General features: G+C 71.7%; 17 protein-coding genes. 13 read left to right on the top strand and 4 right to left on the bottom strand.

From position 1 onward, the window contains the following. The first annotated feature begins 67 nt into the window (after window positions 1-67). From FLX07_RS19550 to FLX07_RS19520, 7 genes are all read left to right on the top strand, one after another. On the top strand, window positions 68-1,054 hold the full coding sequence (locus FLX07_RS19550; RefSeq protein ID WP_142572256.1) for an ATP-binding cassette domain-containing protein: 987 nt from the start codon (window positions 68-70) through the stop codon (window positions 1,052-1,054). Continuing rightward, a complete protein-coding gene (locus FLX07_RS19545; protein ID WP_142572255.1) occupies window positions 1,051-1,905 on the top strand; it encodes an ABC transporter permease in 855 nt (284 codons plus the stop codon). Before FLX07_RS19550 ends, FLX07_RS19545 begins: the two co-directional genes overlap by 4 nt. Before the next feature lie 335 nt (window positions 1,906-2,240). Next, the gene (locus tag FLX07_RS19540; RefSeq protein WP_142572254.1) at window positions 2,241-3,452 is read left to right on the top strand and encodes a Cmx/CmrA family chloramphenicol efflux MFS transporter; all 1,212 of its coding nucleotides are present in this window, start codon (window positions 2,241-2,243) and stop codon (window positions 3,450-3,452) included. Window positions 3,453-3,564: 112 nt separating this feature from the next. Beyond that, the gene (locus FLX07_RS19535; protein ID WP_142572253.1) at window positions 3,565-4,677 is read left to right on the top strand and encodes a polyprenyl synthetase family protein; all 1,113 of its coding nucleotides are present in this window, start codon (window positions 3,565-3,567) and stop codon (window positions 4,675-4,677) included. A 302-nt stretch (window positions 4,678-4,979) separates the two neighbouring features. Next, window positions 4,980-6,353 carry a family 2B encapsulin nanocompartment shell protein gene (locus FLX07_RS19530; RefSeq protein ID WP_142572326.1) on the top strand — a complete coding sequence of 458 codons (1,374 nt, stop codon included), beginning with the start codon at window positions 4,980-4,982 and terminating at the stop codon, window positions 6,351-6,353. After that, on the top strand, window positions 6,353-8,554 hold the full coding sequence (locus tag FLX07_RS19525; RefSeq protein ID WP_208762284.1) for a terpene synthase family protein: 2,202 nt from the start codon (window positions 6,353-6,355) through the stop codon (window positions 8,552-8,554). Before FLX07_RS19530 ends, FLX07_RS19525 begins: the two co-directional genes overlap by 1 nt. Next, on the top strand, window positions 8,551-9,882 hold the full coding sequence (locus FLX07_RS19520) for a family 2B encapsulin nanocompartment shell protein (RefSeq protein ID WP_142572251.1): 1,332 nt from the start codon (window positions 8,551-8,553) through the stop codon (window positions 9,880-9,882). The genes FLX07_RS19525 and FLX07_RS19520 overlap by 4 nt, the downstream gene beginning before the upstream one ends. 57 nt (window positions 9,883-9,939) lie before the next feature. Here FLX07_RS19520 and FLX07_RS19515 read toward each other — a convergent pair whose 3' ends face one another. Then, window positions 9,940-10,704, bottom strand: coding sequence for an SDR family NAD(P)-dependent oxidoreductase (locus FLX07_RS19515; RefSeq protein ID WP_223854085.1), 765 nt, complete (start codon window positions 10,702-10,704; stop codon window positions 9,940-9,942). Between the two features lie 54 nt (window positions 10,705-10,758). Here FLX07_RS19515 and FLX07_RS19510 point away from each other — a divergent pair, with 54 nt between their 5' ends. The 4 genes from FLX07_RS19510 (at window position 10,759) to FLX07_RS19495 (ending at window position 13,752) form a co-directional block, all read left to right on the top strand. Continuing rightward, window positions 10,759-11,103, top strand: coding sequence for an ArsR/SmtB family transcription factor (locus FLX07_RS19510; protein ID WP_142572249.1), 345 nt, complete (start codon window positions 10,759-10,761; stop codon window positions 11,101-11,103). Window positions 11,104-11,187: 84 nt separating this feature from the next. Continuing rightward, entirely contained in the window at window positions 11,188-11,985 is a 798-nt protein-coding gene (locus FLX07_RS19505) for an IclR family transcriptional regulator (RefSeq protein ID WP_142572248.1), read from the top strand. Window positions 11,986-12,111: 126 nt separating this feature from the next. Next, window positions 12,112-12,669, top strand: coding sequence for a hypothetical protein (locus tag FLX07_RS19500; RefSeq protein ID WP_142572247.1), 558 nt, complete (start codon window positions 12,112-12,114; stop codon window positions 12,667-12,669). Between the two features lie 228 nt (window positions 12,670-12,897). After that, window positions 12,898-13,752 carry a sulfotransferase family protein gene (locus FLX07_RS19495; RefSeq protein ID WP_142572246.1) on the top strand — a complete coding sequence of 285 codons (855 nt, stop codon included), beginning with the start codon at window positions 12,898-12,900 and terminating at the stop codon, window positions 13,750-13,752. Between the two features lie 7 nt (window positions 13,753-13,759). On the opposite strand, the gene FLX07_RS19490 is transcribed toward FLX07_RS19495, so the two are convergent. After that, the gene (locus tag FLX07_RS19490) at window positions 13,760-13,957 is read right to left on the bottom strand and encodes a hypothetical protein (RefSeq protein WP_142572245.1); all 198 of its coding nucleotides are present in this window, start codon (window positions 13,955-13,957) and stop codon (window positions 13,760-13,762) included. 104 nt (window positions 13,958-14,061) lie between these two features. Between FLX07_RS19490 and FLX07_RS19485 the strand changes: the two genes are divergently transcribed. Further along, window positions 14,062-14,694, top strand: a complete 633-nt coding sequence (locus FLX07_RS19485) for a LysE family translocator (RefSeq protein WP_142572244.1) — start codon at window positions 14,062-14,064, stop codon at window positions 14,692-14,694. Here FLX07_RS19485 and FLX07_RS19480 read toward each other — a convergent pair. Beyond that, window positions 14,654-16,066 carry a condensation domain-containing protein gene (locus FLX07_RS19480; RefSeq protein ID WP_142572243.1) on the bottom strand — a complete coding sequence of 471 codons (1,413 nt, stop codon included), beginning with the start codon at window positions 16,064-16,066 and terminating at the stop codon, window positions 14,654-14,656. The two genes, FLX07_RS19485 and FLX07_RS19480, sit on opposite strands and share 41 nt — an antisense overlap. Before the next feature lie 517 nt (window positions 16,067-16,583). Here FLX07_RS19480 and FLX07_RS19475 point away from each other — a divergent pair. Next, entirely contained in the window at window positions 16,584-17,468 is an 885-nt protein-coding gene (locus FLX07_RS19475; RefSeq protein ID WP_142572242.1) for a DNA-3-methyladenine glycosylase family protein, read from the top strand. Here FLX07_RS19475 and FLX07_RS19470 read toward each other — a convergent pair. Beyond that, on the bottom strand, window positions 17,465-18,766 hold the full coding sequence (locus FLX07_RS19470; protein WP_142572241.1) for an FAD-dependent oxidoreductase: 1,302 nt from the start codon (window positions 18,764-18,766) through the stop codon (window positions 17,465-17,467). The two genes, FLX07_RS19475 and FLX07_RS19470, sit on opposite strands and share 4 nt — an antisense overlap. Between the last annotated feature and the right edge of the window lie 180 nt (window positions 18,767-18,946).

Raw genomic sequence — 18,946 nt, 5'->3', positions numbered from 1 at the left:
GCGTATCGGCCTCCGTTGGTTACACCTGGTGTACTGTTGCACCAAGTGTAACAAATGGGGAGGCAGGATGACGCATCCGGCGGTGCACACCACCGGCCTGGCCAAGCACTACGGCGACGTCGAGGCCGTGCGCGGCATCGACCTGACCGTGCGCAAAGGGGAGATCTTCGGCTTCCTCGGCCCGAACGGGGCCGGGAAGTCCACGACGATCAGCATGCTCTGCACGCTGACCACGCCCACGTCCGGCGAGGCGCGGGTGGCCGGACACGACGTGGTGCGCGAACGCGACAGCGTGCGGCGCTCGATCGGGCTGGTGTTCCAGGACCCGACGCTGGACGGCTATCTGACGGCCGAGCGCAACCTGCGTTTCCACGCCGAGCTGTACGGCGTGCCCCGCGCGGACGTCGGTCCACGGCTGCGCGGAGTGCTGGAGATGGTGGGGCTGTGGGACAGGCGCGACGCCAGGGTCGCGACGTTCTCGGGCGGCATGAGACGAAGACTGGAGATCGCCCGCGGCCTGCTGCACTCGCCGCGGGTGCTGTTCCTCGACGAGCCCACGGTGGGCCTGGACCCGCAGACCAGGAGCTCCATCTGGTCCTACATCCGGGAGCTCAAGGACGCCGAGGACATCACGGTCTTCCTGACCACCCACTACATGGACGAGGCCGAGCACTGCGACCGCATCGCCATCATGGACGGCGGCCAGATCATCGCGCTCGACACCCCCGCGGCGCTGAAGGCCGGTGTCGGTAAGGACCGCGTCCAGATTGAGACCGATGACGGCGCGGCGGCCGTCGCCGCCCTGGACGATCGGTTCGGCATCCAGGCCGTCGCGTCCGGGGGCGTGGTCGTCTTCCACGTGGACGAGGGGGAGCGGTTCGTCCCGGAGCTGTTCTCGCGGTCGGGGCTGCCGATCCGGTCCGTCAGCGTGGCCAGGCCCAGCCTCGACGACGTGTTCATGTCCTACACCGGCCGGTCGATCCGCGACGCGGAGTCGACCGGCGGCGCACGCGGCCCGGCCGCGCTCGCCGCGGCGCGAGGAGGCCGGCGATGACGTTGCCCATCACGGCGGTCCGGGTGCCCGGGCGCAGCGCGACGAGCGAGCTGCGTGCCGTCAAGGTGGTCTGGCAGCGCGAGATCATCCGGTTCTTCAACGGCCCGCTGCGCATCCTCACCTCTCTCGTGCAGCCGTTCCTGTTCCTGTTCGTCCTCGGCACCGGCCTGTCCCAGCTCACCTCGGGCGGCACCGGCGGGCTCGGCCTGCGGACCTTCCTCTACCCGGGCATCCTCGCCATGGCCGTCCTGTTCACCGCGATGTCCTCGGCCGCCTCGATCGTCTGGGACCGGGAGTTCGGCTTCCTGCGCGAGATGCTGGTCGCGCCGGTGTCCCGAGGGTCCATCGTCCTCGGCAAATGCCTGGGCGGGGCCACCGTCGCGTCCTTCCAGGGCCTCGTGGTCATCTGCATCGCCGGTCCCGTGGGCGTGCCGTACGCGCCGGGCCTGATGCTCGGCGTGTTCGGCATCCAGGTGCTGCTGGCCTTCACCATCACGGCCTTCGGAGTCGCGATGTCCGTGCGGGTCAAGCAGATGCAGTCGTTCATGGCGCTCAACCAGCTGCTGATCATGCCGCTGTACTTCATGTCGGGCGCGATGTTCCCCGCGTCGAACCTGCCCGCGTGGCTGACCGCGCTCAACCGGATCGATCCGCTCTCGTACGCCGTGGATCCCATCAGGCGGCTGGTCTTCGCGCACCTGAACCTGACGCCCGCCGTACGGGCCCGGCTCGCGCCCGGGCTGACGTGGGGCGGGTGGCACGTGCCCATCCTCGTCGAGGTGGCCGTCCTCGCGGTCCTCGGGCTCGCCCTGCTGGCGACCGCGATCGCACAATTCGGCAGAGCCGACTGATCGGCACAATTAGGCAGAGCCGACTGGACAGCGCGGTTCGGCAGAGCCGACTGATCAGCACAGTTCGGCAGAGCCGACTGAGCGTCCGACGGCACGGGCCGGGGTGTGTGAAGCCGATGGACGCCGACGGGCGCCGGTTCGCTATGGTGTGGGCCATGTCGAGCCCTGAGGCATCCAAGAAGGGGGCTTTCGGTCACGCCGTCAGCCCCCTGCACCACTGAGTTCGTGAATCCGTCGTCCCGCCGCGTCCGCGGCCGGACGAACGCGCTCCCGGGTGCTGACCGCGGTGACGAGACGTCTCCTTCTCGTGCTTCTCATCGCCTCGGAGCCATTCGATGCCTCTTCCGCTGTATTCGCTCGCCCTGGCGGTCTTCGCCATGGGCACCTCGGAGTTCATGCTCGCCGGCCTCCTGCCGGACATCGCCTCAGACCTCGGCGTGACCGTCGGAACGGCCGGCACGCTCACCTCGGCCTTCGCGATCGGAATGATCGTCGGCGCCCCGCTCATGGCCGGGCTCGCCCGCGACCGGTCTCCCCGGTCCGGCCTTCTCGGCTTCGTCCTCGTCTTCGTGGCGGCCCACGTCGCGGGCGCCGCCGCCTCCGGCTTCCCCGTCCTGTTCGCGGCCCGGATCGTCGCCGCGCTCGCGAACGCGGGGTTCCTCGCCGTGGCCGTTTCGACGGCCGCCGCTCTCGTCCCCGAGAACCGGAAGGGGCGGGCTGTCGCCGTGCTGCTGTCCGGAACGACGGTGGCGACCGTCGCGGGGGTCCCGGGAGGGGCGGTCCTCGGCACGCTGCTCGGATGGCGGGTCACGTTCTGGGCCGTCGCCGTCCTCTGCGTGCCCGCGGCCGTCGGCATCCTGCGCGGGATCCCGGCGCGTTCCGCGCAGGCGGGCGAGGCCGACGGGCGGGTCCTGCGATCGGAACTCGCACAGCTCGGGAACCGGCGCCTGATCCTGGTCATGCTGCTCGGCGCACTGGTGAACGCGGCGACCTTCGCGAGCTTCACCTTCCTCGCCCCCATCGTGACCGGCACCGCGGGGCTGGATCCGCTGTGGATCCCGGTCGTCCTGGTGCTCTTCGGCGTGGGCTCGTTCGTGGGCGTCGCCATCGCGGGACGGCTGTCCGACCGGCACCCCGGACTGGTTCTCGCGATCGGCGGTCCGCTGCTCCTCATCGGCTGGCCCGCGCTGGCCGTCACGGCCGGAGAGCCGGTCGTTCTGCTCATCCTGGTGTTCGTTCAGGGCGCGCTGTCGTTCGCCCTGGGCAGCACCTTGATCACGCGGGTGCTCTACGAGGCGGCGGGAGCGCCGACCATGGCCGGCTCGTACGCGACGGCGGCGCTCAACGTCGGCGCCGCCGCCGGGCCGCTCCTCGCGGCGGCCACCCTCGGCACCGCCGCCCTGGGCAAAGGGGCCGCGGACCTCGGCCCACTGTGGGTGAGCGCGCTTCTCGTCGCGATCGCACTGCTGATCGGCCTCCCCTCCGGGGTTGTCCGGCGCCACGGCCCTCGTGAACGCGGCGCGGAGCAGCGGACCGAACCGAACTAAGCCGCGTCTGTCGGCGAGAAGTTCCGACTATCGGAACGGCCGGTTCTACTTTGCGTGTTCATTAAGTAACTTTCCGCAAGGGATACCGGCTCGCCGAGCGAGGAGGCCGAGCATGACCGCGGACACCGTGGACACGTCCATCAAGGGGACCACCGGCATCGGTGACGACGGCGGCATCGCCGCCGTCACGAGCGCCGTCCGGGGACGGGTCGACGAGCTGCTGGCCGGCTTCCTCGACGCCCGGCGCCCCCCGGTCGGGGATCCGGACGTCGCCGAGGGCTACCGGCTGCTGCGCGAGTTTGTCGTCGAGGGGGGCAAGCGCATCCGGCCGCTGCTGTGCTACTGGGGCTGGCGGGGCGCGGGCGGCGAGGAGCCGCACGAGGAGCGGGCCGTCATCACCGGCGCGGCGCTGGAGCTCTACCACGCCGGTCTGCTGATCCACGACGACGTCATGGACGGCAGCGAGCTGCGCCGCGGGCGCCCCACCATCCACCGGGGGCTCGCCGGGGCCCCGCGCTGGACGGGCGCGGAGACCTTCGGCCAGTCCGCCGCCATCCTGCTCGGAGTGCTCGCGCAGGCGTGGGCGGACGAGCTGCTCGCGGACGCCGTCGCCGCCGACTCGCGGGGGCGGGCGGCGCGCGAGCTGTTCAACCGGATGCGCACGGAGGTCGTCACCGGGCAGTATCTCGACATCCTGGCGCACGCCCGCGCGGACGCGGACGTCGAACGGGCACTGACGGTGATCCGCTACAAGACGGCCCGATACACGGTGGAGCGCCCGCTGCAGATCGGCGCGGCGCTCGCCGGGGCCCCGCCCGCCCTGCTGGATGCGTACTCCCGGTTCGGCCTGCCGCTCGGGGAGGCGTTCCAGCTGCGCGACGACGTCCTCGGTGTCTTCGGCGACCCCGCCGTCACCGGCAAACCGGTCCTCGACGACCTGCGTGAGGGAAAGCGGACCGTGCTCATGGCGTACGCGTTCGCGCGGGCGCGAGGACCGGAACGGGACCGGCTGCGGACCTGGCACGGTGCCCCCGACCTGGACGAACGGCGGGCGGCCGAGCTCAGGCAGATCATCGTGGACACCGGAGCCCTCGGCGAGGTCGAGGGCCTCATCGCCCTGCGGGCCGTGCAGGCGCTCGACGCGCTGCGCGACTGCGCGATCGCCCCGGAGGCGGCGCGGGCGCTCGCGGTGCTCACGGAGCGGCTCACCCGCCGCGTCCGGTGAGGCGCGCGATCGGTACGCCCGCCTGTCTCCTCACGCCCGCCACCGGAACGCTCCGGCGGCCTCCGCACGCGGCCGTTCGGGCATTCGCCGTACGGGCGCCTGGGGCATGCGGCGCAGCCCGTGCCTGTGGCGCAGGCAGCGCGGGCGATGCCGCCGGTGCACGCGGCGCGGCCCTGTCCGGGCCGGTACGACTCTGATCTTTCCTTCCCCCTCCGCCGCTCGGCGACGAGCGTGTCCAGTCACCGAACAACCGGCCGCCGTGCCGATCACAGATGGGGTGATGTGCCGTGACCGAAAACACGATGCCGACCGACAACCGGTTGAGCCTCAGCACCAGGGCCGCGCGCAACCTGGCCACGACGACCAAGACGCCGCCGCAGATGCAGGAGATCACCTCCCGTCATCTGCTGCGCGTGCTGCCCTGGGTCGAGGCGGTGGGCGGCGCCTACCGGGTCAACCGGCGGCTGACCTACCAGATGGCCGACGGGCGGCTGACGTTCGTCTCGACCGGGGCGGACGTGCGGGTCATCTCCGCCGAGCTGTGCGAGCTGCCCGCCCTGCGCGGCTTCGCCGACGCCGACGTGCTCGCCGCCCTGGCCGACCTGTTCACCCAGCGGGAGTACGAGGCCGGCCAGGTCATCGAGCGGGCCGGCACCCCGATGGACGAGGTCCTGCTCCTGGCCCACGGCAAGGTCGACAGGCTCGGCGAGGGGGAGTACGGCAACGAGACGCGGCTCGGGGTGCTGGCCGACGGCGAGTACGTCGGCGAGCACATGCTGGTGAACGCGGACGCGCGGTGGGAGTGGACGGTCAAGGCGGTGACGGCATGCACGGTGCTCGCCCTTGGCAGGGAGGAGTTCGAACGGCTGCTCACGCTGTCGGACGGCCTGCGTGAGCACGTGCAGGCCTATCGGGAGGACCCGGACCGGCCGGTGAACCGGTTCGGCGAGGCGGAGATCGCTCTGGCGGCGGGGCATGTGGGTGAGGCGACGCTGCCGGGGACGTTCGTGGACTACGAGCTGGGTCCGCGTGAGTACGAGCTGAGTGTGGCGCAGACGATTTTGCGGGTGCACTCGCGGGTGGCGGATCTGTACAACGAGCCGATGAACCAGACCGAGCAGCAGTTGCGGCTGACGATCGAGGCGTTGCGGGAGCGTCAGGAGCACGAGCTGGTCAACAACCGCGACTTCGGTCTGCTGCACAACGCCGATCTCAAGCAGCGCCTGCACACCCGTTCGGGCCCGCCCACCCCCGACGACCTCGACGAGCTGCTCGCCACGGTCTGGAAGAACCCGAACGTCATGTTCGCCCACCCCAAGGCGATCGCGGCCTTCGCCCGCCAGTGCAACGCCCGGGGCATCTACCCCCAGACCGTGGAGTTCAACGGTCAGAAGGCCCCGGCCTGGCGCGGGGTGCCGATGCTGCCGTGCAACAAGATCCCGGTGAACGACAAGGGCATCAGCTCGATCATGGTCATGCGCCTGGGGGAGAAGGACCAGGGCGTCGTCGGCCTGCGCCGCACCGGACTGGTGGACGAGTACGAGCCCGGTCTGTCGGTGCGCTTCATGAGCATCGACGAAAAGGCGATTCTCTCCTACCTGGTGACCACCTACTACTCGGCGGCCGTCCTGGTCCCCGACGCCCTCGGCATCCTGGAGAGCGTCGAGGTCCTGTGATGTCCTCCTACCGGCTGCCGGACTTCTACCTCCCCTATCCGCCCCGGCTGAACCCGCACGTGGAGACCGCCCGGGCGCACACGCGGGGGTGGGCGGCGGACATGGGCATGCTCGACGACCCGGACATCTGGACCGAGGAGTCGCTCGACGCGATGGACTACGGCCTGATGTGCGCCTACACCCATCCCGACTGCTCCGCCACCGAACTGGACCTGGTCACGGACTGGTACGTGTGGGTCTTCTACTTCGACGACCACTTCCTGGAGACCTTCAAACGCAGCAGGGACCTGGACGGCGCCCAGGACTACCTGGACCGGCTCGACGCGTTCATGGCGGACGACCCGCCCGAGCCGACGAACCCGGTGGAGCGGGGCCTGGCCGACCTGTGGCCCCGCACCGTGCCGGCCATGTCGCAGGCGTGGCGGCGCCGGTTCGTCCGGGTCACCCGCGACCTCCTTCAGGAGTCGATGTGGGAGCTGTTCCACATCGAGCGCGAGGCCGTCTCCAACCCGATCGAGTACATCGAGGAACGCAGGAAGGTCGGCGGCGCCCCGTGGTCGGCCGCGCTGGTGGAGCACGCGGCCGGCGCGGAGCTGCCCGCCCGTCTGGCGGACTCCCGGCCGATCCGGGTGCTGACGGAGTCGTTCGCCGACGCCGTGCACCTGCGCAACGACCTGTTCTCCTACGAACGGGAGGTGCTGCGGGAGGGCGAGCTGTCCAACTGTGTGCTGGTCAGCGAGCGTTTCTTCGGCTGCGACACCGAGCGCGCCGTGGAGATCACCAACGACCTGCTCACCTCCCGGCTGCACCAGTTCGAGCACACCGCGCTGACCGAGCTTCCGGCGCTGTTCGCCGACGAAGGGGTGCTGCCGCCCGAGCAGGCGCTGGTCCTGAGCTACGTCAAGGGACTGCAGGACTGGCAGGCGGGCGGACACGCCTGGCACACCGCCTCCAGCCGCTACACCAAGACCGCGGGACAGGCCGGGTTCTTCGGGATGAACGTGGCCCGCGCCCACCTCACGGGCGCGGGCGGCCTGCGCAACCACACCCACCGGCCCTTCGCCGAGGCCGCGGTGCGGCTGCCGCAGCCGTACATGCCGTTCGAGGTGCGCGACAACCCGCACCTGGACGCGGCGCGAGCGGCGGACGTCGAATGGTGTGCCGAGATCGGCTTCTTCGACGGGGTCCCCGGCATCCCGGCGACCGCCGTGTGGAACGAACCGCAACTCGTCGGCTTCGACCTCGCCCTGTGCGCGTCCGGCATCAACCCGGACGCCACGGCCGACGAACTGATCCTGGCCACCAACTGGCTGGCCTGGGGGACGTACGGCGACGACTACTATCCCCGGGTCTACGGGGTGGCGCGCGACCTGATCGGCGCGAAGCTCGGCAACCGGCGGCTCAAGGAGTTCATGCCACTGGACCTCGTCCCGCGCCTGACCCCGATGACGGGGCTGGAGCGCGGGCTGGCCGACCTGTGGCCGCGCACCGCCGGGCCGCTGCCGGAGGGCTCCCGCCGGGCTTTCCGCGTCGCGGTCGAGGAAATGATCGACAGCTGGGTGTGGGAGCTGGCCAACCAGGCCCAGCACCGTGTGCCCGATCCGGTCGACTACATCGAGATGCGGCGCAGGACGTTCGGCTCGCAGATGACGATGAGCCTGGCCAGGCTGGCGCCGGGCCGGGTCATCCCCGACGAGATCCACCGGACCCGCGAGTTCCTCGGCATGACCGACGCCGCGCAGGACTACGCGTGCCTGCTGAACGACCTGTTCTCCTACCAGAAGGAGACCCAGTTCGAGGGTGAGCTGCACAACGCCGTCGTGGTGCTGGGCACCTTCCTCGACTGCGCGCCGGGCGAGGCGGTGACCGTGGTGGACGCGCTCATGACCAGCCGGATGAGGCAGTTCGAGCACATCACCACCGTCGACCTGCCCGCCCTGCTCGACCGCATCGAGGTGGGGGAGGCCGTGCGGGAGTCGGTCGGGGGATACGTGGCCGACCTGCGCAACTGGATGGCGGCGATCCTGCGCTGGCACCAGCGGTCCCGGCGCTACTGCGAGGAGGAGCTGCGCAGGGGTCCGGCGGCCCGGTGGTCCCAGGGCCCGACGGGCCTCGGCACGGCCACCGCTCGCTTTCTTCCCCTGGCTCCGCCGGCTTCACCGGCTTCCCTGGCTCACGCGCTGCCGGTGGGGGCGCCATGACCGAGTCGCGCCTGACCCTGAGCACGGCCGCCGCGCGGAACCTGGCGACGACCACCAAGACGCCGCCGCAGATGCGGGAGATCACTCCCCGGCACCTGCTGCGGGTGCTCCCGTGGACGGAGGTCCAGGGCGGCGTCTACCGGGTCAACCGCCGGCTCACCTGCACGGTGGGGGACGGGCGGGTGAGCTTCGTCTCCACCGGGGCGCGGGTGCGGGTCATCCCGGCCGAGCTGTGCGAACTGCCGTCCCTGCACGACTACGGCGACCTGGACACGCTCCGGGCGCTGGCCGACCGGTTCGTCCAGCACGACCTGAGCTCGGGCGAGCCGGTGCCACCCGGACAGGTGGTGCTCGTCGCCCACGGCAAGGTCGCACGCGTCGGCGCGGGCGCGTACGGCGGTGAGGCCCTGCTCCAGGTCCTCGCCGACGGAGACCACCTGGGGGACCTCACCGGCCCGGGGGCCCCGCCCGCCAAGGCCGTCACCTCCTGCATCGTTCTCGTCCTCGACCGGTCGGTGCTGGACAACCTGACCGCGCTGGCCGGCGGCCTGCGCGAGCATCTCGGCCGTCCCGCCGAGGCGCGGCCGGTGAACCGGTTCGGCGAGGCGGAGATCGCTCTGGCGGCGGGGCATGTGGGTGAGGCGACGCTGCCGGGGACGTTCGTGGACTACGAGCTGGGTCCGCGTGAGTACGAGCTGAGTGTGGCGCAGACGATTTTGCGGGTGCACTCGCGGGTGGCGGATCTGTACAACGAGCCGATGAACCAGACCGAGCAGCAGTTGCGGCTGACGATCGAGGCGTTGCGGGAGCGTCAGGAGCACGAGCTGGTCAACAACCGCGACTTCGGTCTGCTGCACAACGCCGATCTCAAGCAGCGCCTGCACACCCGTTCGGGCCCGCCCACCCCCGACGACCTCGACGAGTTGCTCGCCCGCCGGCGCAGCTCGCACTACTTCCTCGCCCATCCCCGGGCCATCGCCGCCTTCGGACGGCAGTGCACGCGGCGCCGCGTGTATCCAGACGTCACCGAGGTGAACGGGGCGACGGTCATGGCCTGGCGGGGCGTGCCGATACTGCCCTGCGACAAGATCCCGATCAGCGAGGGAGGGCTCAGCTCGATCCTGGTGATGCGCACCGGGGCGGACAAACAGGGCGTCGTCGGGCTGCGCCGCACGGGGCTGCCGGACGAGTACGAGCCCGGTCTGTCGGTGCGCTTCATGAGCGTCGACGAAAAGGCGATCCTCTCCTACCTGGTGACCACCTACTACTCGGCGGCCGTCCTGGTCCCCGACGCCCTCGGCATCCTGGAAAGCGTCGAGGTGAACTGAGGTGCGCCTCCGGCCGGGGTACTCTTCGAGCGCACCGGCCGGAGGCGGTTCCTCGGATCAGGTGAGCTCAAGACCGCCGTCGAGGGTGAGGACCTGGCCGGTGAGCCAGGTCGCGGCGGGATCGGCGAGGTGGAGGATCCACTCGGCCACCTCTCGGGGCTCGCCACGTCTGCCGAGGGGGATGCGGCGGGCCTCGTCCTGCTTGGTCTGCTCGACGACGGCCTCGGGAAGACCGGCGGCGGTGAGCGCCTCACTCTCGGTCGGCCCGGGGGCCAGGGCGTTGACCCGGATCCCGTCTCCGGCGAGTTCCACCGCCCAGCTGCGGGTGAGCTGCTCGATCGCGGCTTTCGACGCGGCGTAGTGCGCCGCGCCGGGCAGCGGCCGGTGGCCGAAGGTGCTCGATACGTTGACGATCGATCCGCCCGTTTCGCGCAGGTGGGGCAGCGCCGCCCGGGCGAGCAGGCTGGGCGCGGTGACGTTGAGGTCGAACAGGTCGGTGACGCGTGCCGCCGTCGTCTCGGCCAGCGGCATGACCGTGGTCGCGCCGGCGTTGTTGACCAGCACGTCCAACCGGCCCCAGCGGTCGACGGCCGTACGCACGATCGTCTCGGGCGAGCCCGCGACACGGACGTCGGCGGCGAGTGCGGCGATGCGCGGGTGCTGCCGGGCGGTCTCCTCAAGGGCCTGGGCGCGGCGGCCGACCCCGAGGACCTGGGCGCCGGCCTGCGCGAAGGCGAGGGCGGTGGCGCGCCCGATGCCCGAGCCCGCACCGGTGACGACGACGATCCGGCCGGCGAAGCGGCCGGTTGGCTGTCCGGTCAACGCGACTCCCATTGTTCGATGTTCGCCAAACATCGAACAAGCTACCATCGGTGTATGAAGCGGGCGCACCACCCCCAACTGGACGAGATTTCCCTCACCGCGGTCATGGCGGCGCTCAGTGACCCGATCCGGGTGGGTCTGGTCCGGTTGCTGGCCGACGGGCGGGAGCACGGATGGGGAGAGCTGCGGGCCCCGGTCGCCAAGTCGACGCTCAGTCATCACCTCAAGGTTCTGCGCGACGCCGGGATCACCCGCACGCGTCAGGAGGGCACCCGCTGCTTCGTCGTGCTGCGCCGCGACGACCTGGAGACCCGGTTCCCCGGGCTGCTCGCTCCCGTGCTGGCCGCGGCGGAGTGCGACGGGGTGGGCCGCCAGGTCGGGCTCGCGGCCTCGGCGTAGCAAACGCGTTCTCCCCTCATGCGCGGCGCGGCGCGGCTAAGGTGACCGCTGGCCGATCAAGATGTGATTCACGAGCGTCGCGGGGTGAGGTTGTTCGTACCGTTGGATCGCGCCCGCCGGGCGGAGGCGGCCTCCGCCCTGGGCAGCCTGGAACGCGGGATGGAAATCCTCCTGTGTCTCGCCGCCGGCATGAGGCCGATGAACCTGACCCAGGTGCACCGGTCCACCGGGTTCTCCAAGACCACCACGCATCGCCTGCTCGGGAGCCTCCAGCGACGGGGCCTGGTCACGCGTACTGGCGGCGACTACACGGTCGGCGGACGCCTCGCCGACCTCGTGCCTCCGCGCGGCTGGGCGGTCCAGGGCCGTCGTCTGCCGGGCTCCCGCAGGGTGGTCCTGCCGCATCTGCTCCAGCTGTACGAGGCCACCCGGCAGACGGTCAATCTGGCCGTGCGGGACGAGTTCGAGGTCGCGTACGTCGAGCGGCTGTACGGCCACAACCGGGTCACGTCGCCGTCGGACGGCGTCGACCGGGCGCCGCTGCACTGCACGGCCACGGGCAAGGTGCTGCTCGCCTACGACGCGGGCCTGCGCGCCGCGTTCCTCGCCGCCCCGGCCCTGCGGCGGATGACCGGCCGTACGGTGACCAGACCGGCCGCGCTGGAACGCGAGCTCGCGGCCATCCGCGGCGAGGGCGTGGGGTACGCGCGGCAGGAGTTCGCCGAGGGGGTGTGCTGCGCCGCCGCGCCCGTCTTCGGCCCGGACGGCGGTGTGTGCATGGCCGTCGCGGTCGCCGCGCCGGTGGGGGCGGCGGCGCTGCCGCGTATGGGCGCGGCCGTGCGCAGGACCGCCCACCAGATCACCGGCGCCCTCCTCATGTGATCCCCGTTTCGGGGATTGGGGCCGCCGGGTTCGGGGAAGGCTCGAACGCGTCGAGCGGCCGGGTCTGGGGCGCTCCGCCCGCCGGTGTCAGGAACCGGCGGAGCCGTCGTGGTCTCGGGGAGAGTCATGCGTCGAGGACAGTACGCGTCCCGCTTGATCGGCTGGGTCGGCCTCGTCGCCCTACCGGTGATCGTGCTGCTCGCGGCGTGCGGAACCCCGGAGCCGCAGATGCGGCCGCGGCCCGTGGCCACGGACGGCTCGGCGTCCCCGGGCGGTCTGGTGTCCACGGGCGATCCCGTGTCCACCGCGGTTCCCGCCTCACCCTCGCCCGGCCCGTCGGCCGTCTCGGCCGCGGACCATCCGGAGGCGTGCCGGAACGCCGCCTGCGAGGTGGCGGTGCGCCCGGGGGATCGGTTGCGGCTCGACCGGAAGACCGGCCTCGACGCGATCACGATCGTCTCGCTCGACCAGGGCGAGCTGCGGCTGCGCTTCAAGGCGGGCGCGGGTGCCTTCCGCGTCGAGGGCATGAACACCGGCGTCAGCCAGAGCTGCGTCAACGGCCGCTGCCGGACGGAGGGCGGGCTGACGCTGGCCCCGGGACGGCCCGGCAGGATCGGCGACATCCGCCTGCGGCTGGCGAGCGTGGCGCCCGGCTATGCGGTCCTGGTCCTGTCGCCCGCGTGAGCATGACCCGCGCATGACGGGACCGGCCCGCATGACCGGCGCATGACCGGACCGGCCCGCATGACCCGCGTGCACGACCGGCGCGTGACCGGCGTGCGTGATCTGCGGGCATGACGGGCGTGCGTGACGGGCGTGCGTGACCTGCGCATCCGGTTCGGCCGCGTCGACTTCGGAAATCCCCAGCCTCCGTTAACCGCGAGGCCACCACGCCTGCCTACGGTCGCGGCCATGGCATGGAAGAGCAGGGTCAACGCCGCCGTCGAGGGGATGACCGGTTACGTCATCACACGAGCCAGGCCACGGGCCGTACCGGCCGCGGAGCCGCGAGACGAGCCGCGCCCGCCCGCCGATCCCGCCGCCGACCGCCTGCTGCGCGCGCCCGTTTTCGTGCTCTCCCCGGTGAGGTCCGGCTCCACGCTCCTGCGTGTGCTGCTGAACAGCCACAGCAGGATCCACGCGCCGCACGAACTGCACGTCCGGCGAATCGCCGTCACCCTCACCACCGATCCCGTACGGCAGGCCATGGAGGCGGCCGGTCACCGCACGAGCGACATCGAGCACATCCTGTGGGACCGACTGCTGCATCGGGAGCTGGTCAGGAGCGGAAAGGAGGTCATCGTGGACAAGACGCCCAGCAACGTCTTCGCCTGCCGCCGCATCACGACGTGCTGGCCGGATGCCCGATTCGTCTTCCTCCTGCGCCACCCCGCGTCGATCGCCCGGTCGTGGCACGAGGCCGACCCGCGAGCCCGGCCCATGGACGAGGCCGTGCGGCACACGCTGCAGTACATGCGCCACCTGGAGGATGCCAGGCGCCGTCACGACGGGATCGACGTCCGATACGAGCGGCTCGTCGACGACACGGAAGGCGAGCTGCGCCGGCTGTGCGCCTGGCTGGGCGTGGAGTACGAGCCCGGGATGGTCCGGTACGGCGACAAGGACCACGGCGACTTCGTGAAGGGCATCGGCGACTGGCGCGACAAGATCCGCAGCGGGCGGGTCCAGCCGGGCCGTCCGCTCCCCGCCCCCGAGGAGGTGCCCGGGGCCCTGCGAGAGATCGCCGCCGCCTGGGGCTACCTCTGATCTCCGATCACCAGTGGAACCAGTGAATACGGCGGCAACTGCTGCACACGAAGCAGGTGGCGTCGCGGTTGGCCCAGTCGAGGTTCATGAACGTCATGCCCGTGGTCTGGAGTTTCCACCGGCGCGGCTCGAACAGCTCGTTCTCGCACGTGTCGCATTTCAGATTGCGGCCGTTGGGGAGCGTGACCGGCTGCGGTTCGTCCATGCCTTCGATGCTAAGCCGCCGATGGCTTTCCTGGCCTGCCGCGATAATCCGCGGCGATCGGGTGGGTGTCGGTTGTGCAGGGGTGTGGGCTACCGTGACCGCCCGTGGACGTCTATGGTGCGCTCGCCTCGTTCGCCGCCATCGTGGCGCTGCTCACGCTCACGCCGGGCCTGGACACGGCGCTGATCCTGCGTACGTCGCTGCTCGCCGGCCGGAGATCGGCCTGGGCCGTGGTGCTCGGCATCCAGGGCGGCACCCTGTCGTGGGGGATGCTCACGGCCGCCGGTCTGTCCGCTCTCCTCACCGCCTCCCAGGTGGCGTACGAGGTGTTGCGGTGGGCGGGCGTCGCGTACCTGATCTGGATGGGCGCCAGAATGCTCTGGCACAGCCGCACGAGCCAGGGGGACGACGCGGCGCCGCCCGGCCCGCCGGAGGCCGGATGGGGACGGGCGTTCCGGCGGGGCCTGCTGACCAACCTGCTCAATCCGAAGGTGGGCGCGTTCTACGTCGCGGTGCTGCCGCAGTTCATGCCCCGGGGCGTGCCGCACGCGGTGATGGGCGTGCTGCTGGCGGGCGTCCACGTGTGCGAGGCGCTGGTCTGGAGCGCCGTGCTCATCGGGTTCACCGGGATGGTGCGCGGGTGGCTGCGCAGGCCGCCGGTCGGGCGCGCCCTGGACCGGCTGACCGGCCTCGTCGTCATCGGCTTCGGTCTGCGCCTGGCGATCCAGCAGTCCTGAGCCGCTCATCGTAGGGGCCGATCCCGCACACCTCGGGGACGGCGGCGATCGGCACCTCCTCGGTGAGGGCGCGGACCAGCAGGTTCTCGACGCCGCGCAGCATCGCCTCGGCGGTGCCGGGGGGCAGGTAGGCGGTGTCCACGATGAGGCTGAGCTTCCCGGTGTCGGGGGCCGAGACGACCGTGAAGAACGCCTTGAACCGGACACCCGGCCAGGCGTTCGTGACGTACGTCGTGGTGTTTTCGGTGAGGCGGGCCACGTCCTCGTCGGGGCCGACGGGAGGCAGGCCGGGCCAGGTGCCGACGGTCCGCCTGTCGTTGAAGAACGCGTCGAGATCCGGTTCCCGGCCGCGGCGGCGGCCGATCTCCTCCCGCATCGCCTGCATCTCGAAGGGGTCGTAGTGCGCGTTGCGGTATGCCCTGAGCGCCCCGCGTTGCGCGGCCCGGCAGACGGCGGCGAAGTCCGTGGCGGGCAGGTCGAGCACGAACAGGCCGTCCTGCTCTACGGTGGCGACCATCGCGCGGACGCGCGCGTCGCGGCGGTTGCTGTGCACGAGCTGCATGACCGCACGCGGACGGCCGCTCACGACGGTCAGCACCGTGGCGCAGGCGGCGAGCAGCACGCTGGTCGTGCTCATCGTCCAGCGCTCGGCCAGCCGTTGCGCCGCGATGGCGAGCGCCACCGACTCCATGCCGACCTCGATGAACCGGGGGTCGTCCGCCTCACGCGGCGGATGGTCGAACACGTCGAGCGGCCCCTCCGCCAGCACGGAGTGCCAGTATCGGACGGACTTGGCCGAACGGGCGGGGTACGGCTCCTCGCGCTCCGCGGCCGCCTGGTCCATCGGCTGCCACTCGGCGGGCGGCAGTCCCTCGCCCCGCAGCAGGACCTTCCACTCCTCCGACAGCGTGTTCAGCGCCTGGAAGTCCACCGCCAGGTGGGAGAAGGCGATCGCCAGCGCCATCGGGCGGCCGTTCTTGACGACGACGGCGCAGCGCAGGGGCAGGTCCCGGTCGTGGGCGAAGGGCGTCCGGCCCAGCTCGCCCGCGAGCCGCTCGGCGACCCGCAGCGCCCGGTCCTGTCCCGCGTCGACCAGCTCGACGGTGAGCTCGCCGCCGCGGCCGACCCGCTGCACCGGCCCCTCCGGGGTGAGAGCGAAGGTCGTACGCAGGCTCTCGTGGCGTTCGAGCAGCACGCGCAGCGCGTCCAGGACGCTGCCGAGGTCACGCCTGCCGTACACCGGGAGCACCCATGGACAGCTCAGGAAGGTCTGGCTGTCGCCCATCAGGTGGACCGCCCGCCACATCAGCCGCTGTCCCCAGGTCAGCGGTGCCTGGCCCTCCCGCGTGCCGCTGAACGCCACCGTCACCATGAGCCCGTCATCCCCTGGAAGGCCGGCTCGCCGCCGCGGCCGGTCTCTATGCTGTCACCGAAAAGTTTCGACACGATGCCCACTCCATGATCGACACGGACATGCCAGTTAGTCCGGGTTTTGGTCACGCCGGACGTCGCCGTGCAACGGAAGAATAGGCAACAGGAGCGGAGAGGCGACAGTGAAAGTCGCAAGTCTCCTGCCGAAAGCTTTCGAAGGAAGGCGTTTCCGAGGCGCGGGGCCACCTCTTTTCCGATACGCCGAACGTGATCATCCTGCGGACGGTTGCCGACATGGTACTTCCCCGCTCTCGCCGGGGTCCTCGTTCCCGAGGATCCGATGGGGCGGATTGCGGGGCGGATCGCATGGGGGATCGCAGGGCGTCTTGCGGGGCGGATCCGGTACGGCGGATCCGGTACGGCGGATCCGGTACGGCGGATCCGGTACGGCCCGCGGGCGGTCGTGCCCACGCCGCCCGGCATGATCGTCTGTCGGTCGGGCCTCGTACGATGCGCGCATGACCAGGCACGGTTTCACGCTCACGGCGCAGGGCCCGTTCGACTTCGGCGCGACGTTGCGCTTCGTCGAGGACTGGCCCGCCACCAGCGGGCTCCCCTCCGACGGGCACGCGCTGCGCTTCGCCTACTGCGCGGAGTCCGACTGGCTGCCGCTCGGCGTGACCGTGACCGCCGCGCCGGACGGGGTCGCCGTCGCCACGACGCGGGCCGCCGGGCCACCGATCCGGGGCGAGGTGGCGCGCATCCTGTCCCTCGACGTGGACGGCTCCGGCTTCGCCGCGGCCGGCGAGGCCGACCCGGTGCTCGGCGACCTGCAGCGCAAGAGCCCCGGGCTGCGCCCGCTGGGCTTCTGGAGCCCCTGGGAGGCGGCCTGCTGGGCGGTGATCGTGCAGCGTTCGTCGATGCTCATCGCCGCCCGGCTCAAACAGCGCATCGCGGAGCGATACGGCGCGAAGGTCGTGGTGGACGGGGCGACCTACACCGCCTTTCCTCCGCCCATGACGCTGTTGCAGGCCGGCGGTCTCGGCCTGCCGGCGCAGAAGGAGGAGTGGCTGCGCGGGCTGGCCCGGGCGGCGCTCGACGGCGTGCTCACCTCCGAGCATCTGCGCGCGCTCGACCCCCAGGAGGCGCTGGCGGAGCTGCGTGCCCTGCCCGGCGTGGGGCCGTTCTCCGCCGGTCTGATCCTGATCCGCGGCGCGGGCGCGCCGGACGCGTTCCCGGGAGACGAACCACGGCTGTTCGCGATCCTGCGCGAGGCGTACGGCCTGCCGGAGGACGCCCCGCCCGCCGCGTACCGGAAGGCGGCCGAGGCATGGCGGCCCTACCGCTCCTGGGCCTCCTTCCTCTTCCGCGCGTCCGGCTACGGAGTCTTGGAAAGGTCCTAGTGGAGCATTCGCCCGAGCCGGAACATCGCCCTGGCCAGAGGGCCGCTCCCCGCCGTCGCCGCCCGCTCCGACGCCCGGACCGCGGCGAATCCGTAGCCGGTCATCCGCCGTTCGTAGTCGCCGATCGCGCCGTCGAGTGGCAGGCCCGCGGCGACGGCGCCGGACAGCGCACGGCACAGGACGGCCGCGTCGAGCAACGCGCAGTTGGCCCCCGAGCCCTGGGCCGGGCTCATCGCGTGAACGGCGTCGCCCAGCACGGTGACGTTGGAAGGTCTCCAGGGCCCGACGGGGACGGAGCTCCTGATCGCCACACAGGCCGTCTGATCCACTTCGGCGGCGGCCACCAGGGACACCAGGTCGGGGTGCCAGGTGGAGATGCGCCGCTTCACGAACTCGTGCAGCCCTCCGGCGGCCGGCAGTTCGGCGCCGGCGCCCGGCAGCTCGCGCGCGTCCACCGTCAGCGCCCACATCACGTAGTCGCCCGGCCACTGTGGACGCAGCCCCGGCCAGAGCCTGGCGGCCGCCTCTGCCGGATCCTCGCGCAGCCGCACCAGACCCAGCGCCAGGCCGGCCCGGCGCGCGTGCACCGACACGAAGCCCTCGTGCAGCCGAGGAGGGAGCAGGGCGGCCACCCGCTCGTCGAGCAGCGTCCTGCCGTAGACGCATCTGGTGCCCAGATCCTTGATCCGCGCATGTGGCAGGAGCTGCCCGCGTACGCGTGAGCCGACGCCGTCGGCGCCCACCAGCACGTCCCCCGTGACGCTGTCGCCGTCGGCGAACCAGGCGCGCACCCGCTCGCCCTCGTGCTCGTAGTGCGTGAACTCGGTGCCGTAACTGACCACGTCGTCCAGCCCGGCCAGGAGAACCTGGCGCAGCACCATCCGGTCGACCGGAGCGCTGAAGGTCGCGGGGTCGCCCCCTGCAGACCCACCCCCTGCAGATCCACCCTCCGCCGACACACCCCCTGCCGACCCACCCTCTGCCGGCACGCCCCCAGCGGAGACGCTGTCGAACGTCACGGCGTGCACTTCCCGCAGGCGTTCGTCGAGGACGGTGACCCGCCTGCTGGGCAGCCCGGCCGTGGCGGTGAACAGGTCGTACAGGCGGGGCGGCAGGCACCGGTGCAGCGCGCCCGCGCCGCGTGAGTCGAGGTGGAGGCGGTATCCCTGCGGCCGGTGGCCGGGTGAGGGATCGCGCTCGTGGACCGTCACGCCGATCCCGGCCATCCGCAGGCCGTGGGCCAGGCAGAGCCCGCCGAGGCCGCCTCCGATGACGACGACCTGTGGCACTCGCGGCATCGGCACACACTCCTGTCGGGTTCACCGCCGACCTTCGCGGTCACGACCAGTCTGTCCTCCTGGGCGTCGCGGAGCGCGGTGATCTGGTCGCCTGCCGAGCCCGCGCGGACGAGGAGCGTCAGCTCAGGTCGCAGCGTGGCAGGCAGGGCTCAGGCCGCGGATGGTGGGCGCCTCGCGGGT

It is taken from the genome of Microbispora bryophytorum, from assembly GCF_006874465.1.
GTDB classification, from domain to species: domain Bacteria; phylum Actinomycetota; class Actinomycetes; order Streptosporangiales; family Streptosporangiaceae; genus Microbispora; species Microbispora bryophytorum.
This window is presented reverse-complemented; position numbering and strand designations above follow the sequence as displayed.

Bases quoted from the DNA above. Each gene is read 5' to 3' on its own strand.
- FLX07_RS19550 (WP_142572256.1), top strand. From the start codon at position 68: ATGACGCATCCGGCGGTGCACACCACCGGCCTGGCCAAGCACTACGGC.
- FLX07_RS19545 (WP_142572255.1), top strand. From the start codon at position 1,051: ATGACGTTGCCCATCACGGCGGTCCGGGTGCCCGGGCGCAGCGCGACG.
- FLX07_RS19540 (WP_142572254.1), top strand. From the start codon at position 2,241: ATGCCTCTTCCGCTGTATTCGCTCGCCCTGGCGGTCTTCGCCATGGGC.
- FLX07_RS19535 (WP_142572253.1), top strand. From the start codon at position 3,565: ATGACCGCGGACACCGTGGACACGTCCATCAAGGGGACCACCGGCATC.
- FLX07_RS19530 (WP_142572326.1), top strand. From the start codon at position 4,980: ATGCCGACCGACAACCGGTTGAGCCTCAGCACCAGGGCCGCGCGCAAC.
- FLX07_RS19525 (WP_208762284.1), top strand. From the start codon at position 6,353: ATGTCCTCCTACCGGCTGCCGGACTTCTACCTCCCCTATCCGCCCCGG.
- FLX07_RS19520 (WP_142572251.1), top strand. From the start codon at position 8,551: ATGACCGAGTCGCGCCTGACCCTGAGCACGGCCGCCGCGCGGAACCTG.
- FLX07_RS19510 (WP_142572249.1), top strand. From the start codon at position 10,759: ATGAAGCGGGCGCACCACCCCCAACTGGACGAGATTTCCCTCACCGCG.
- FLX07_RS19500 (WP_142572247.1), top strand. From the start codon at position 12,112: ATGCGTCGAGGACAGTACGCGTCCCGCTTGATCGGCTGGGTCGGCCTC.
- FLX07_RS19495 (WP_142572246.1), top strand. From the start codon at position 12,898: ATGGCATGGAAGAGCAGGGTCAACGCCGCCGTCGAGGGGATGACCGGT.
- FLX07_RS19490 (WP_142572245.1), bottom strand. From the start codon at position 13,957: ATGGACGAACCGCAGCCGGTCACGCTCCCCAACGGCCGCAATCTGAAA.
- FLX07_RS19480 (WP_142572243.1), bottom strand. From the start codon at position 16,066: ATGGTGACGGTGGCGTTCAGCGGCACGCGGGAGGGCCAGGCACCGCTG.
- FLX07_RS19475 (WP_142572242.1), top strand. From the start codon at position 16,584: ATGACCAGGCACGGTTTCACGCTCACGGCGCAGGGCCCGTTCGACTTC.
- FLX07_RS19470 (WP_142572241.1), bottom strand. From the start codon at position 18,766: ATGCCGCGAGTGCCACAGGTCGTCGTCATCGGAGGCGGCCTCGGCGGG.